Annotated in this window: 10 protein-coding genes; 9 read left to right on the top strand and 1 reads right to left on the bottom strand. The window is 53.2% G+C overall.

Annotated features, from left to right (window positions below):
- Positions 1-5 precede the first annotated feature (5 nt).
- Genes GN112_RS03370 through GN112_RS03390 form a run of 5 tightly spaced genes read left to right on the top strand, consistent with a single transcriptional unit; the run spans position 6 to position 9,451 of the window.
- Positions 6-1,340, top strand: a complete 1,335-nt coding sequence (locus GN112_RS03370) for a TraB/VirB10 family protein (RefSeq protein WP_155308940.1) — start codon at positions 6-8, stop codon at positions 1,338-1,340.
- Positions 1,321-1,728 carry a TraV family lipoprotein gene (locus tag GN112_RS03375; RefSeq protein WP_162458760.1) on the top strand — a complete coding sequence of 136 codons (408 nt, stop codon included), beginning with the start codon at positions 1,321-1,323 and terminating at the stop codon, positions 1,726-1,728. The genes GN112_RS03370 and GN112_RS03375 overlap by 20 nt, the downstream gene beginning before the upstream one ends.
- Complete coding sequence (locus GN112_RS03380; protein ID WP_155308942.1) at positions 1,728-4,247, top strand: TraC family protein; 2,520 nt, start codon at positions 1,728-1,730, stop codon at positions 4,245-4,247. The genes GN112_RS03375 and GN112_RS03380 overlap by 1 nt, the downstream gene beginning before the upstream one ends.
- 46 nt (positions 4,248-4,293) lie before the next feature.
- Positions 4,294-5,769, top strand: coding sequence for a conjugal transfer protein TraH (locus tag GN112_RS03385; protein WP_162458761.1), 1,476 nt, complete (start codon positions 4,294-4,296; stop codon positions 5,767-5,769).
- 13 nt (positions 5,770-5,782) lie between these two features.
- Entirely contained in the window at positions 5,783-9,451 is a 3,669-nt protein-coding gene (locus tag GN112_RS03390) for a conjugal transfer protein TraG N-terminal domain-containing protein (RefSeq protein WP_155308944.1), read from the top strand.
- Between the two features lie 28 nt (positions 9,452-9,479).
- Here GN112_RS03390 and GN112_RS03395 read toward each other — a convergent pair whose 3' ends face one another.
- A complete protein-coding gene (locus GN112_RS03395; protein WP_155308945.1) occupies positions 9,480-9,707 on the bottom strand; it encodes a hypothetical protein in 228 nt (75 codons plus the stop codon).
- A gap of 433 nt (positions 9,708-10,140) precedes the next feature.
- On the opposite strand from GN112_RS03395, the gene GN112_RS03400 reads away from it, so the two are divergent.
- The 4 genes from GN112_RS03400 to brxC are packed head-to-tail and all read left to right on the top strand — an operon-like array spanning position 10,141 to position 15,112.
- On the top strand, positions 10,141-10,347 hold the full coding sequence (locus tag GN112_RS03400) for a helix-turn-helix domain-containing protein (protein WP_155308946.1): 207 nt from the start codon (positions 10,141-10,143) through the stop codon (positions 10,345-10,347).
- Positions 10,337-11,122, top strand: coding sequence for a hypothetical protein (locus GN112_RS03405; protein WP_331457508.1), 786 nt, complete (start codon positions 10,337-10,339; stop codon positions 11,120-11,122). The genes GN112_RS03400 and GN112_RS03405 overlap by 11 nt, the downstream gene beginning before the upstream one ends.
- Complete coding sequence (locus GN112_RS03410) at positions 11,109-11,660, top strand: BREX protein BrxB domain-containing protein (protein WP_155308947.1); 552 nt, start codon at positions 11,109-11,111, stop codon at positions 11,658-11,660. The genes GN112_RS03405 and GN112_RS03410 overlap by 14 nt, the downstream gene beginning before the upstream one ends.
- A gap of 14 nt (positions 11,661-11,674) precedes the next feature.
- Positions 11,675-15,112 carry a BREX system P-loop protein BrxC gene (gene brxC / locus GN112_RS03415; protein ID WP_155308948.1) on the top strand — a complete coding sequence of 1,146 codons (3,438 nt, stop codon included), beginning with the start codon at positions 11,675-11,677 and terminating at the stop codon, positions 15,110-15,112.
- Positions 15,113-15,118: the final 6 nt, after the last annotated feature.

Below are 15,118 nucleotides of genomic sequence, written 5' to 3' on the forward strand. Positions count from 1 at the left end.
TTCTCATGAAAGAATTCAACAATGCAGACCAGATCAAAGATCCCGGCAGAGCAGGCACCCTGAAAGCCAGATTTGCCGCCTTGCATCCGGACACCAAAAGAAAGGCCGCCACCGGCGTCATCATTGCCGGACTGATGAGCCTGTTTGTCGTCGGCTACTACCTTAAGCGGCAGGAACCGGTTGAGGAAAGCGCCGAAGCGCCCGTCGAAGAGGTCCGCATGGATCAAAACGTGCTCGAAAAGTCCCTTTATGCCAAGACCGAAAAGCTTCTGGTGGCCCAGAAGAAAGAGACCGAAGCGCTGAAAAAGGCCATCAAGGCCATCCGGTATACCCTTGAGCAAAACCCCCAGATTGTCCAGGTACCGGTCCCGGAAAAAGAGGTCCCCAAAGAGCCGACGCCCAAAGAAAACGACATTGCCATACCCGAACCGCCGCCCATGGAAAACAAGGCCGCCGGCGATGGGGTCCCGAAAAATCTTTTTAACACCATTGCCCCGCCTGTGCCCCGGGATGCCGGTGCGGCCCGGTTTGTCGGGGGCATCGAGATGATTCAGGTCGATCTGGCCCGGCCGGATGAGAAGACGACGGCTGGCAATAAAAAAAAACAGATCTATTTGCCCCCTTCTTTCATGGCGGCGACGCTGCTTTCGGGAGTGGCCGCGCCCACGACCAACGCCGCCAAGGCCAATCCCCTGCCGCTTCTATTCCGGGTAAAGGACCTGGCCGTGCTTCCCAATAAGGTCAAGGCCAACCTGAAAGGGTGTTTCGTCATCGGATCGGGCATCGGCAACCTGGCCGACGAGCGGGTCCACATCCGACTGACCACCTTGTCGTGCGTGGCCAAAAACGGCGACGCGGTCATCGATCAGGAGGTCAAAGGCTTTGTGGTGGACGAGGACGGCAAAGTGGGGCTCAAGGGCCGGGTGGTGGCCAAGATGGGGGTCCATATCGCCCGCACGGCCCTGGCCGGGTTTATCGGCGGCATGGGAGAGGCCCTGGGCGATTCGACTCGGACAAACACCCTCAGCGCCCTGGGACAAACCCAGTCCACGTTTACCAGCACGGATGCGGAAAACATCGCCAAAGCCGGCCTCGGAGAAGGCATATCGTCGGCCACCAAAGAACTGCAGAAATTTTACCTGCAACTGGCCGAACAGACCCTGCCGGTCATCGAGATCGGCTCCACCAAGGATGTGACCCTAGTCGTCAGCGAAGGCGCCGGCCTTAACATCATGGAAAAAGGACAAAACGATGCTGCCAAAAATGACGATGCCCCTGTGCATCCTTTTGCTGGGCTGCCTTTTATGCGCATGCCAATCGGTGTTCAACCCGTACGATGACGCGTTTCAATGCCCTGACGTGGATGAAGGCACCTGCACCGGCATACCCGATGCCTATCGCCGGAGTCTCGATGAAAACCCGCCGGCGGATCTCCCATGCGATGACTGCACGGCTGCCGTGGAAAATGACATGCCGGACGAATCCGGGCAGGCAACGCCCGCCGATGCCAGGCGCATCTATCTGCAAAAACGATTCGAAAAGCTCCGCGCCCTGATCGCAGACGACCACCCGCCCATTGTGGTGCCTCCGGAAGTGGTCAGGGTCCTGGTGCTGTCCTATACGGGCAACGAAAACGAGATGTTCGGATTCCGGTACATCTACTTTTTCGCAACCGAGCCTGCCTGGCTGTTGTCCACCACCATTGAAGAGAATCCGGGAGACGATTGATGGGATTGAGAAAAATGATATTCGGCACCCACGGCATGACCCATGACGATATTTCCAAGATGACCTTCAGGACGCAGTTTTCCGAGTTTTTGCCCTACAGGGCCTATGATCCTGAAAGCCGGTGCTACCATAACATGGACGAATCCATCGGTTTCCTATGGGAATGCGTGCCCCTGGTGCACGCCGATGACCAGATCTTCGATATCCTTAGCGGCCTGCTGAACTCGGTGTTTCCCGAAGGCACGGTCCTGCAGTTCATCCTGTACGCCGACCCACATATCAAGCCGGCCATGGATGAATACCGGCGCATCAAGATCAGGAGCAACGAATTGTCGGAAAAGACCACCGGCAACACCGCGGACTTTTTCATATCCGGATCCAAGGGGGTCGATAAGCTGCGGGGAACTCCGGTAAGAAACTTCAGGCTGTTCGTGGCGCTGAAGCTTCCCAAAGATAAAAAGGACAGGATTAACTACCTGGACATCAGAGACAGCGTCCATGAAACCTTGAAGGGCATCTACCTGTCCCCCCGGCTGATCGCACCGGACGTGCTCATATCCATGCTTTCCAAGGTGTTCAACGGCACCGCACACGAAACCCGCGGCTATGACACCAACCGCGAGATCAACAGGCAGATCATCCTGAGCGAAACGCCGGTCAGGTCCAAATGGGACCGGATTCTTCTGGGCGACAAACACCTGCGCTGCATGACCGTAAAAAAGATGGTGGACCAGGTGGACGATCTGACCTTCAATTATCTGACCGGAGATATCTGGGGCGTTCAAGGGGACAACAACCAGATCAACGTGCCGTACCTGTTCACCGTCAATGTCATCTTCTCCCCCCTGGCCGCCAAGCTGCACGCCAAGTGCAATTTCGTGCTCCAGCAGCAGGGCGTGGGCAGTTTCGCGCCCTCCCTGCAGCGCAAAAAGGACGAATACATGTGGGCCACGGGCCAGATCGAGCAGGGGGTCAGCTTCGTTCGCATCATGCCCATGCTCTGGCATTTTGCCGATTCGGAGCAGCAATCCCGGGAGGCGGCCGCCCGGGTCAAACGCATCTGGCAGTCCCGGGGGTTCGTGATCCAGGAAGACCGCGGAATTTTGAAAATCATGTGGCTGGCCGCCTTGCCCTTTGGCCTGTACACCCATGACCGGGCGGTGGACTATATCGACCGGGATTTTATCTGCCAGCCCAAGGTGGCCGCCCGGTGCCTGCCCATCCAGGCGGACTTCAGCGGGGGCTGTGCGCCGTACAATCTGTTTGTGGGCCGCAAGGGCCAGTTGATCAGTTTTGACCTGTTCGCGCCGGTTTCCGAGAATTTCAACGCCCTGATTACCGCCACCAGCGGTTCCGGAAAAAGCTTTCTGACCAATTCGATCTGTTACAACTACTACACGGCCGGTTCGCTGATCCGGATCGTCGATATCGGCGGCAGCTATAAAAAGCTGTGCAACATCGTCGGCGGCAAGTTCGTCAACTTTTCCAAGCAGTCCGACATCCGGCTCAACCCCTTTACCAACATCATCGATATCGACGAGAGCATCCAGGCGGTCAGCGCCATCATCGCCCAGATGATCTATTCCACCAGCCGGCAGGTGCCCACCGAGACCGAGATCACCCTGATTAAAAACGCCGCCTTGAATTCTTTCCACGAACACGGCAACGACGCCGATATCGACCGGGTATACGAGTACCTGAAAGAGCCCTCCAAAACATCCGAAGAGCTGCTGGATCTCGAGTGCGGCGAGGACAACTCCTGCATCAAGGATATCAAGACCCTGTCGGCCCAGCTGGCCTTTAACCTGAGAAATTTTACCTCCCTGGGCAATCTGGGGGTATGGTTCAACGGACCGGCCAACCTGGATATCGCCCATGACGATTTCGTGGTGCTGGAACTCGAGGAGCTCAAATCCCAGACGGAGCTGTTCAACGTGGTGACCCTCCAGCTCCTGAACTATGTCACCGAAAACCTCTACCTTTCCGACCGGTCCCAGCGGCGGCTGGTGATATTCGACGAGGCCTGGCAGTTTTTCTCCGGAAACGGCAGCAATACCGGCGAGACCAGCCTTCTGGCCCGGATCATCGTGGAAGGCTACCGGCGCGCCAGAAAATATGGCGGCAGTTTCATCACCATCACCCAGTCGCTGCTGGACCTTGCCATGTTCGGCGACGTGGGCCAGGTGATCCTGTCCAACTCGGCCTATAAATTCCTGCTGCAGTCGGCGGATTTTGAAAAGGCGCGGTCGAAAAAGCTCATCGACTATTCCGACTTCGTCATGAAACTGCTCAAAAGCATCCGCAGTCCCAAACCCAGGTACTCGGAGATCTTTATCGACAGCCCGGTGGGCATGGGCATTGCCCGGCTGCTGGTGGACCCGTTCTCCTATTATCTGTACACCTCAGCGGCGGAAGAAAACGCGATGATTGAAAAGCTGGTCCAAAAGGGGCTTTCCTATCCGGAGGCATTCGGGAAAATGATGGCCCTGGAAAAGGATGCCGACACAAGCGGGTTTTGACTTTTGCGCAAAACAGTCCGGAGCAAAACAACGAAAGGCTTTGAACATGAAACCCATTATACTTCGCATGGCGGCCTGCATGTCGCTCCTGCTGACAGCGCCCCCGTCCTTTGCCGGATGGATCGATGACTGGATGCAGCAAAAATCGGTATCCGGCCCCAACCACTTCGAGACCCAGAAACGCGGGTTTACCTCCTTCGGCAACTTTTCGGCCCGCTGGCAGACCGGAAACGATTATCTGGTCACCGTCAACAAGCCGCAGTTCAAGGCCGGATGCGGCGGGATCGACTTGTTTCTGGGCGGCATGGACCTGATGCAGTTCGATTACCTGGTGGATAAACTCCAGCGCACCATGGGATCGGCGTCCGCGGCATTCGCTTTTGACATCGCCATGAGCGTATTGTCCGAAAAAGTGGCCACCAGCATGAAATCCATCATGGCCATCGTGGATCGGCTCAACCAGCTTCAGTTCGATGACTGCAAGGCCGGCCAGGCCATTGCCGCAACCCTGGTGGATGCCGCCAACCCGAAGATCGAGGCCAAGGACAAAACGCAGGCCATGACCGAGTTCGCCCAGCAGTCCGGGGTATCCAGCCTCTGGCAGGAGCTGAAAAACTTCGGCCGGGAAAGCTCGGTGCAAGACACCGCCATCGCTTCCGGTGTGGGAGACATATCCCAGCTTGTCACGGGCTGTCCCCTGGCATTGAGACAGATCTTTTTCACCCAGGGATATGTCCTGTCCCATCTGGGGGCACGGCGGGGGTATGTTGCCGCCTATATCGACCTGGTGCGCGGCCTGATCGGAGATGTCAAGATCAGCGCCGATGGCATGAGCAGCACCCGGATCGACCGGTGTCCGCAAAACGCACCGGCCACCATCCTGGACGCCATCGCCGACGGGACCGTCTATCTGCGCGATGAACTGACCGATACCTGCAATCCGGCGGGAGATATCGTTATCGACGGCACCACCTATCCGAACCTGAAGAACTGGGTGTTCACCACCCTCAGCGCCATCGGCGGCAAGGTGATGGCCAAGCAGCCCTTGACCGCCGATGAGGAGAATTTCCTCAACGTTATTCCCTCATCGATCTACAAGGCCATGATCACCGAGATATCCATCGACGGCACCGTCGGCGCGCCGGCGCTGATTGCCTCCAAGTACACCGATTACGTGGCCATTCTCTACGCCTATTACATGCTGGGAGATCTGTACAACCTGATGGACAATACCATCATGGTGGCCGATACGGTGAGCCGGGCCAAAAGAGGGACCGATTCCGGCGGCGGCCAACGAAATTGCAAGATTGAACTGGCCGAGCCCGTCATGGCGGACCTGAAAGAGATGAAAAAGGACCTGGTGCCCTTCATGCACGGCGTCTACAACGTGTACCAGACCAAGCTGGAAGAGTTGAACAACACCATCAATTTCGCCCAGGCCATCCGGGACCGGGACGAAACCTTCAAGCAGATGCTGTCGCAGCGGGTGGGCCAGGCGGCCATGCTGCATATGCTCGATTAGGAACCATGCGTCGATGAGAAGAATAGTCTATATCATCCTGTTTGCCGTAATCCCTTCCGGCGCCTTTGCCGCGGTGCCGGCCAGCCTGCAGGTCATCACCGTCCAGGGCGGATTCGATGTCTATGCCCATACCTTCAGGCGGCTGGCCCTGATCATGAGCGATGCCGGCTACAACAATCTGTTTTTCACCTTTATCGTGATCGGCATCTTCATCGCCGGCTGTATTGTCATCAGCCGGTCGGTGTTTGAGGGCCGCGCCCGGGCGACCTCCTGGGTGTCGTGGATCGGCACCATCATATTCGGACTGATCATCTTCAAGACCTTTATCGAGCCAAGATCCGATTTGGTCATCTTCGATGAAACCAACAATCAGTCCATTACCATCGGCGGCGTGCCCGACGGGGTCATCTTTATCGCCGGCCTTGCCAAAAAGATCGAAAACGGCCTGATCCACATCATCGAAACCAGCGGCAGTCCCGATTCGTTCATCGACAACCCCGGCGGCGTCACTTTCAACATCTTTGCCAAGGCATTTGCCCAAGGGGTGGACATGTCCGGCACCGGCACCACCGGAAGCTACCTGAACACCAATTTGAGAAATTATGTAAACGACTGTCTTTTTTTCGAGATATCCCGGCCTGGCACCACCCTCACCCTGGATCAGATTAACGTGAACACCGATTTCATCCCCATCTTCTCCCAGGCCTCCAACCCGGCCGTGTTTACGATTTACAGGGACAATGCCAACCCCACCGGGGCAACCAGCTCCTGTTTTTCCGCCTGGTCGCAGATCCAGGCGGAACTGGCCGCCATGACCGATGTTAGCACCGCCAACCAGAAGTACTGGACCGAGCGGTGTCTTCGGGCCGGCTATAATCACAATGTTACCGGTGCCGCGGGTCCGGACATGGTGACCCTGTGCCGGACCAAAGCGGCCGACCTGCTATCCAACGCCAGGATGTTGGGCGTGGTCGTCACCTCATCCCAATTGATGCGACAGCATTTAATGGCCAGCGAACTGTACGGTGCCCTTCAGGAGGCCAACCCGGACAACGCCATCAAGGTCACCAGTTCCATGAATATGGGCAACCGCCTGGTGGGCGCCGGCATCGCCGCCGGAGATTGGATGCCCCACATGCAGGCCATGTTGTTTGCCATCTTTGTGGGGATCATGCCCTTTTTCCTGATCCTTGCGGCAACACCGTTTTATGCCCGGATGCTTTCCTTTATCATGGGGGCCTTTGTCTTTTTCATCGCCTGGGGGGTTTGCGATGCCCTGTTGCATGAATTTGCCATGGACAAGGCCATTGATATCATGACCGAGATCAAGGACGGCCAGCTGGGGCTGAAATCTTTTTTGCTGTTCCAGTCCGACGCCATGAAGGCCTATGCCTGTTTTGCCCAGTACAAGGTCATGAGCATCATGTTCGCCAGCATATTTGCCGGCGTGTTGACCCGCATCGGCGGCAGCATGTGGGCACGAACCCTGACATCACCGGGCGGCCAGATGGCAAGTGCCGGCGCCGGTGCCGCCATGGAGGCCATCGATCCGTCCAAAAGCGCGGGAAGAAAAAGCAACCTTACCGAATCGGTTCCCACCCAGGTGCTGCACAACAGCTATGGGATGGCCAACCAGGCAAGGGCGGCCCTATACGGCAAGCAGACCGAATACCGGACAAAGGATGCCGCGGTAAAAGCCTTCGGCGGCCAGATGGCCAATGCCGGCGCTGCCGCCACCCGGATGTCGGCGGCCAACCTGACCCATCTCAAGGAAAAGGTGTCCCACTCCGACGCCGTCTTGAAATGGGGCAACGCCCACGGCCTCAGCAATGACGACACCATCCAGATGACCCAGGACTATATGCAGCATTCGACGGCATCGTCCGCCCTTGCCATGAACAAGATCGCCCAGGGGTACAATATCTCTGCCATGGAAGCGCTCGATTTCGGCAAGCATGTTCAGGCGGAAACCGGATACGGCAATGCCCTGGGGGTGGAAAAAGCCTTCCGGTCGGCACAGACGGACGGATTTGACGGCACCATGGCCGATTATCAGTCCATGCGGGCCGATATCGACAGCCGCAAGGGGTTTTTAACCGCCGAGACCGTTGAAAAAATGGCCGGCAGCTACTTTGGCGGCAACACCAACCGGCTCCTGCGCCATGAAGCCCAGTACAGCCAGAGCCAGACCGCCGGCATGCTGCACAGCCTGAGACAGCACCGGGTCACACCCCAGGAAGTGGGGGAGGCCCTGGGAAGGGCCCGTTCCTTTGAAGCCATTGCCAAGCAGGACCATCTGTTTGCCGCGGGCGACAACACCTATTTTCGAACCCAGTCGGCCCAGCTGTACGATGCGGCGGCAAAGCATCTCAAACGCACCGCCATGGAGGAGATCGCTTCCGACGGGTATCTTTCCAAGCAAACCCGATCCAATATCAAAGCCATGCTGGCCACCGACATGGGCAGCGCCCAGCTTCGCGCCCAAGGGGGCCTGGAAACCACCATCCGGGGCGAAAAAGAGGCCAGTCATTTTGGACAGTTTCTGAAAAGTCAGGGCGTGGATGTGCAAGGCAGGGATATCATCGGCGCCAAGGCCCGGATGAATATGTATCTGGACAACGACGGCAATCTTAAGACCGGCTTTGTGGCCGTTAACAAAGGAACGGTGATTACCAGCCAGGATTATCGGGAGCACAAAGGCGCCCTGACCAGGGATCAGGCCCGCGACCTGGGGCTTTCCCGGGAAGGGTTTTATTCCATCAAAAGCTCGGCCAACGGCGAAACCGCTCTGTTCGTTCATGGCGAATCGGGCCGGGCCTTTACTCAATCCAATATGCATGTGGAAAAAGACTCCGCCGATGGATACCAGGTGGTCTATAAGGACCCGGACACGGGAAAGACCGGATACGTTCTACTCAGCAAGGGGTCGGAAACCAGAGACGTGGCTTCCCATGTCCGCCATTTGAAAAACGGCGAGACGATGGCCTTTCAAGATGCAAACGGAACCCTGAACCTGGTATCCGGTGAGATCCGGTCCAAAGGGGTCATGCAGGATATCTCCGGCACACTGGACAATGGCCGTGCCGTGAGCTTTCGGTACAATACGGTCACCGGTGAGATCACCGACAGAGACATCAGCCAGAATGTGAACTTCAAGCCCGATGAAGCCTACCGGAATTTGTACGATAAATCCCATGGCAACATGCTTAAATTCTATGACCTGAACGATGAGGCCACCCGGCTGGCATTTGTCAACAACATGGCCCGAACGGTAGGCAATATTATCGGCGTTGATGAAATAAAAGCTATTGGTGGTAGAGGAGGCCTCGGGGCCTCTATCGGTAAACCCGGAGGCAAAAAGGGGTTTGGCCTATCCGGCGGAATGGAGCTGTCGCACTCCAACCGCCAGCAAATCAATCAGATCGGCGCATCGTTGCTCCATGCAATCGAGGAGTCCGAGGATCAATCCGGGTATGTGGATTATGAAAAAGCCGATGCATTGTTGAGAAACGAATGCGATGGCCTTACAAAACGGGGGTATAAGTCCGGCCGAATCGGTTTGACAAAAAATGCTCACGACGGGCAAGCGGCAAGGGAGCACCATCAGGAAAAATTTGATCAATTAATGGAGCAGATTTTGCCGCAGTCAACGAGAAAAAGCGGAAAGCCTGCCGATGCATGAATTGCGTGCTTTAGATGAACCATGCGGGTTATTTGTCCAGAGGGCGGCATGGAATTTCTGACGATGGGGTATCCGATAATCCGGATGCGAAATTCAGCCATTTATGCCCATCTTCGTATGAATCGATCCACGTATTGTCATCCTGATCCGGCCCTTTCTTCTCGGAGGCCGGTTCGGCATGGCTTTTCTTCTCAATCATAATGAAAACCGCCACGATACAGTAGATGACGATCAAAGTGGTCAGTATCGTTCCCATGTCTTTATATCCTCTAAACGCCTATCCAGGCTAAGCGCATTAATTTTTTTAAAGCATAGCATCATCACTTCGAGTGTTCAAGACTAACCCATATCATCCACAACCTCCATGAATTGCTATAATTTATTGTTCTGCCTCATTAATATTATGTAAATAGTGGGGAAAACGTTAATATAAATGAAGGGGGCCTGTGATAACACAAAAGAATTTCGATGCATTGCCCTGCTAACAACTTTAAATCTCAATATCATCCCAAGAAATCGTCCATAATAGTTTGACATTTAAATCATGTTAAGTCTATTCATTGCCAGTTTCTACTGGTTACTCTGGCTATGGTTTGTACGCCAGATGTCCCTGACTTTCCAACAATCCGTTGTTATTCGCTATAGGTGTCGCTATCGCTTGAAAGCGTCCCTTTGCACTTGGAGTGGCTATGGAAGATCGATGGTTGTCAGTTGAAGAAATTGGAACATACCTCGGCATCAAACGGGACACCGTTTATCGTTGGATCACCGATAAACAGATGCCCGCGCACCGGATGGGGCGCCTATGGAAATTTAAGAGAGATGAAGTTGATGAATGGGTCCGGAAAGGCGGGGCGAGTGAGGACAGGAGCGGAGGTGCGCCAGTTGAGGAATGAATCGATTAATCGTTTTGGCTTTCGCCAAGACCGAGGAGGCCCCCATCTGGCCAGAACAATTATGCTGAAGGAACTAACGCTGCTGTTGTCAGCAGTGGATGCTCCCGATGTTGATAAAAGACTGTATATGAAGGCAATTACTGAAGATAACTGCCTTAATAAACGCTCAGACAGAACTCGGAAAATATCGGCACGCCATCTTGCGCATCTCTATGGATTAGATCCTGAAATCACTTTATTTAGATGTTTCAGTTATTTTTGGAGCCGTGACAATGACGGACAGCCTCTTTTGGCGCTGCTTTTCGCCACTGCAAGAGACTCAATATTAAAATCAACTGGGCCATTCATTCAAAGTTACGCAACCGGCCAAAGTGTGACTCGGGAAGCCCTTGAGGATTTTATCGATAATCTGGAGACGGGCCGCTTCAGCCCCGCTACCCTGAAATCAACCGCCCAAAATATCAGGTCGAGTTGGACACAATCCGGGCACCTCCAAGGGAAAGTGAAAAAAATCCGCAAAGCAGCCAAAGCGACGCCAGGCTCAGTCTCTTTTGCAGTATTGTTGGGTTATCTATTGGGATTCAGGGGTGAATCACTCTATAAAACAGAATACGCAAAACTGTTGGACTGCTCGTTGGAGGAATCGATTGAATTATCCGTTGAAGCGTCCAGAAAAGGTTGGATCGTGTTGAAGCGTCTGGGATCGGTAATCGAGGTTATGTTTCCAAATCTGCTGTCTAAACAGGAAATGGAGTGGGTCCGTGAGCAAAGTTAAGCGTTTGGTCGCTTCCTATGGAACATATATCGCCATCCCATGGCGGTCTGATGCCGCTGCCGCCCAGAGGGTCATATTTTGCGTTTATAATGAGTCCGATGAGCTCCGTCTTCGGGCCAGAATAGATGAGTTTGAAATTGTCACCAAGCAGTGTGGCCACAATTGGGCGCTTTTTGATTTAACCAATACCTTTGCACAATGGCTATGCAGTCAAAAATATGCTGAGAGCTATTTCAAAAAACCGAACCTGCTTGCCACTGTATATCATAAGTATCTTGATTATATCCTCGCAGAATTTGCCCGGTTTTTAGGTGATAACCATGTGGACGATTCCTATGTGGTTGCAATAAAAGGTGTGGGGGCGCTGTTCGGATTCTTAAAAGTGAAAGAGGTGGTGGAAAAACTAGCACCAACGATATCGGGAAGATTGCTGGTATTCTTTCCGGGAAGCTATGAAGATAACAACTATCGCTTGTTGGATAGTTATGATGGCTGGGGGTATCTGGCCGTCCCCATTACAGCGGACAAAGTTTTTTAATCAAGGGGATGCAAATGAAAAACAGGGACATCTATCTCAAAGATCCATCCATTCAAAAACTGGTCAATGAAGGCGTAGCAAATGTTAATGACGATATGACCAGTGAGGCCCTGGAAGTGTTGCGCTACGAACTCGAAACCTTCGTATGCGATGGTCAATATGAAAAAGGTATGGAGCATATTCTTGAAACGTATCTGAAAAACATCGAGCAAGCCCAGCAACCGGCGGTCTGGATCAGTGGTTTCTACGGATCAGGAAAATCCCACTTGGTGAAAATGCTCAGGGCGCTTTGGGTCGATACGACCTTTGACGATGGCGCAACCGCTCGTGGTATCGCCTCCCTTCCGCAGAATATCGGTGATTTACTCAAAGAGCTTAACAGCAGTGGAAAACGCTATGGAGGGCTGCATGCCGCTTCAGGCACCTTGGGTTCGGGTGCAAGTGGCAGTGTCCGGTTGGCCTTGCTACGAATTATTTTCAAGTCCATTGGCCTTCCCGAGCAATACCCTGTTGCCCGGTTTGTGATGTGGCTGAAAAACGAAGGTATTTATGATGATGTAAAAACGCATGTCGAGCAAAAGGGGGATGATTGGGAAGAAGAGCTGGATAATTTTTATGTGGCCGAAGGGCTTCACGATGCGCTGGTAAATGCCAAACCCAAGCTTTTTTCATCGCCATCCGTCTGCACGGAGACGCTTAACAACCTATATCCTTACGTCCAGGATATCAGTAGTGATGAAATGCTGAAGACTATCAAGCAGGCACTCGTACAGAATGGGAAATTTCCTTTGACGGTTATCGTGCTTGATGAGGTCCAGCAATATATCGGAATGGATAGCCAGCGCTCAATGGATGTCCAGGAAGCCGTTGAGGCATGCTGCAAGAATTTCGGTGGCAAATTGTTATTCATTGGCACAGGGCAGACGGCGGTCACGGGAACTTCGAACCTAAAAAAACTTGAGGGAAGATTTACGATTCGCGTCGAGCTCTCCGATGCTGATGTTGACGCCGTTATTCGGAAAGTCATCCTTGCAAAGAACTCGGAAGCCATCAAACCGCTTGAACAAGACATGCAGGTAAATATCGGAGAGATCTCCAGGCATCTTTCCGGCACTACCATTGGACATAGCCAAGACGATGTTCAGCATTTCGCTCAAGACTATCCGATCCTTCCCGTCCGGCGCCGTTTCTGGGAAAACACTTTGCGGGTCTTGGACCCTACCGGCACAGACAGCCAACTTCGCAACCAGCTCAGTATGATCCATAAAGCCATCCAAACCAATTTGGATGAGGATTTGGGAACTGTGATCGAAGGCGACTACATCTATTTCGATTCCGCAGACAAATTGCTCCAAACACGCATCCTTCCACGTAAAGTTCATGAAAAAACAATGAGTTGGATGAATGGATCTGAAGATCAGTGTTTGACTGCAAGAGCGTGCGGTTTGGTGTTCTTGATCAACAAACTGGCCGGCAGCAATGAGGAGATCGGTATCAAAGCGACCATCGATACTGTGGCGGATCTGATGGTACAGAACCTTCCAGACGGCAGTAGTACCTTACGGGGAAAGCTTCCTGCCCTAATGGATAAATGCGAACTGTTGATGAAGGTCGGGGATGAGTACCGCATCCAGACCGAAGAGAGCGCTGCATGGAATGATGAATTTTTAAGCCAAAGAAGCCAACTGGCCAATGAGGCTCATCGTGTCGAAGCGGAACGCGATGACCGGATACGCCATAAGTTCGGCAGCATTGTTAAAAAGCTCACACTGACACAAGGAAACGCCAAGGTGGTACGCGATTTCAATCCTATTTTCAATTCCCAACTCCCTGCCGATGCCGATAAGAAAGTCTGTATTTGGATACGCGATGGCTGGAGCATCGATGAAAATTCGGTACGCGCAGATGCGCTTCAAGCTGGAAATCAATCTCCGACCGTCTATGCCTTTATCCCAAAACGCTCTGCTGATGATCTTCGCCACTACCTTATGGATTACAAAGCTGCCAGCGCTACCTTGGATAAACGAGGTGTACCGAACACCCCTGAAGGTACGGAAGCCCGTGCGGCCATGGAAACTACCAGGCAAACCGCAGAGGGAAAAATCAATGAATTGCTGGATGAGGCTTTCTCAGGTGCCCGTGTATACCAGGGGGGTGGCAATGAGATTGCCGGAAACGATTTGCAGGAAATTGTGTTAGATGCAGCTGACAACGCGTTGAAACGGTTGTACCCGCAATTCCCTGTTGCCGACCACGCCGGTTGGTCGAAAGCATACGACAAAGCCTGTAAGGGAGCCCCGGATGCCCTCAAAGCCGTGGGAGACGATGGGGAGCCTGGAAAGAATCCTGTCTGCAAGGCAGTTCTCGGCTTTATTGCAGGAGGCAAGAAGGGCACGGATATCCGCAATCATTTCGAATCATCCCCTTTTGGTTGGTCAAGAGACGCCGTTGATGGTGCTCTGCAGGTGCTTTTGGTGGCCGGTTTGATCAGAGCCCAGGATGACCATGGGAAAACCATCGATTTTAAATCATTAGAACGCAAAGCCATCGGCAAAACAATGTTCAAGGTGGAATCCACCACCGTGACTACTGCCCAACGTATTCAGGTCCGGAAATTGCTTCAAAAGGCAGGGTTGTCCTCCAAACAGGGGGAAGAATTATCCTACATTCCCCAATTTCTCCAGAAACTTATAGAGTTTGCGGAACGGGCAGGTGGGGAGGCGCCTAAACCTGAATTACCTGACACATCCGGACTTGAAGAAATCCGTCTCACGGCTGGAAACGAACAATTGCTTGCACTCTATAACAAACGTGATGAACTCACTAATTCGATTGATGCATGGACGGATCTTGCGGACCGAATAGAAAAGAGATGGCCGAAATGGACCACTTTGAAGCGCCTGATTGGTCATGCCAAAGGCATTCAGGATGCGGAAGTATTCCTTTCACAGGCTGGATCAATTGAGAAACAGCGTCAGTTATTGGAGGAGCCGAACCTTGTATCTCCCCTGGTAACCAATCTGACTCAGCTTCTCCGCGACAATTTGAACAGCCTCAATGCTGAATACCAGGCAAAGCATACAGAAGGCATGGAGCGGCTGAAAAATGATGCCAACTGGCAACAGCTATCCCCGGAGCAAAAGAACAGCCTGCTATCCAATCAGAAACTCACATTGGCAGATGCTCCTGAAGTACAGTTGGCCAGCACCGAAGAGGTCGTTTCTACGCTACAAAGGATATCGCTTTCAGCATTTAGTGATCGTGTAGCGGCCATGTCTTCAAGGTTCGATGCGGTTTTGGTCGCCGCAGCGGAGTTGATGGAGCCGAAGGTTCAATTTATCAAATTGCCAGGACGAATGCTTAAGACAGAGGATGAAATTGAAGCCTGGATTCATGAGATACAGAACAAACTAAAATCAGCCTTATCAAAGGGGCCAATCGTGGTTCAATAGGAGGAT

The organism is Desulfosarcina ovata subsp. ovata (assembly GCF_009689005.1).
Taxonomy (GTDB): Bacteria; Desulfobacterota; Desulfobacteria; order Desulfobacterales; family Desulfosarcinaceae; genus Desulfosarcina; species Desulfosarcina ovata.

Excerpts from the sequence above, each read along its gene's own strand:
- GN112_RS03370 (WP_155308940.1), top strand. The coding sequence starts at position 6 with ATGAAAGAATTCAACAATGCAGACCAGATCAAAGATCCCGGCAGAGCA.
- GN112_RS03380 (WP_155308942.1), top strand. The coding sequence starts at position 1,728 with ATGGGATTGAGAAAAATGATATTCGGCACCCACGGCATGACCCATGAC.
- GN112_RS03385 (WP_162458761.1), top strand. The coding sequence starts at position 4,294 with ATGAAACCCATTATACTTCGCATGGCGGCCTGCATGTCGCTCCTGCTG.
- GN112_RS03390 (WP_155308944.1), top strand. The coding sequence starts at position 5,783 with ATGAGAAGAATAGTCTATATCATCCTGTTTGCCGTAATCCCTTCCGGC.
- GN112_RS03395 (WP_155308945.1), bottom strand. The coding sequence starts at position 9,707 with ATGGGAACGATACTGACCACTTTGATCGTCATCTACTGTATCGTGGCG.
- GN112_RS03400 (WP_155308946.1), top strand. The coding sequence starts at position 10,141 with ATGGAAGATCGATGGTTGTCAGTTGAAGAAATTGGAACATACCTCGGC.
- brxC (WP_155308948.1), top strand. The coding sequence starts at position 11,675 with ATGAAAAACAGGGACATCTATCTCAAAGATCCATCCATTCAAAAACTG.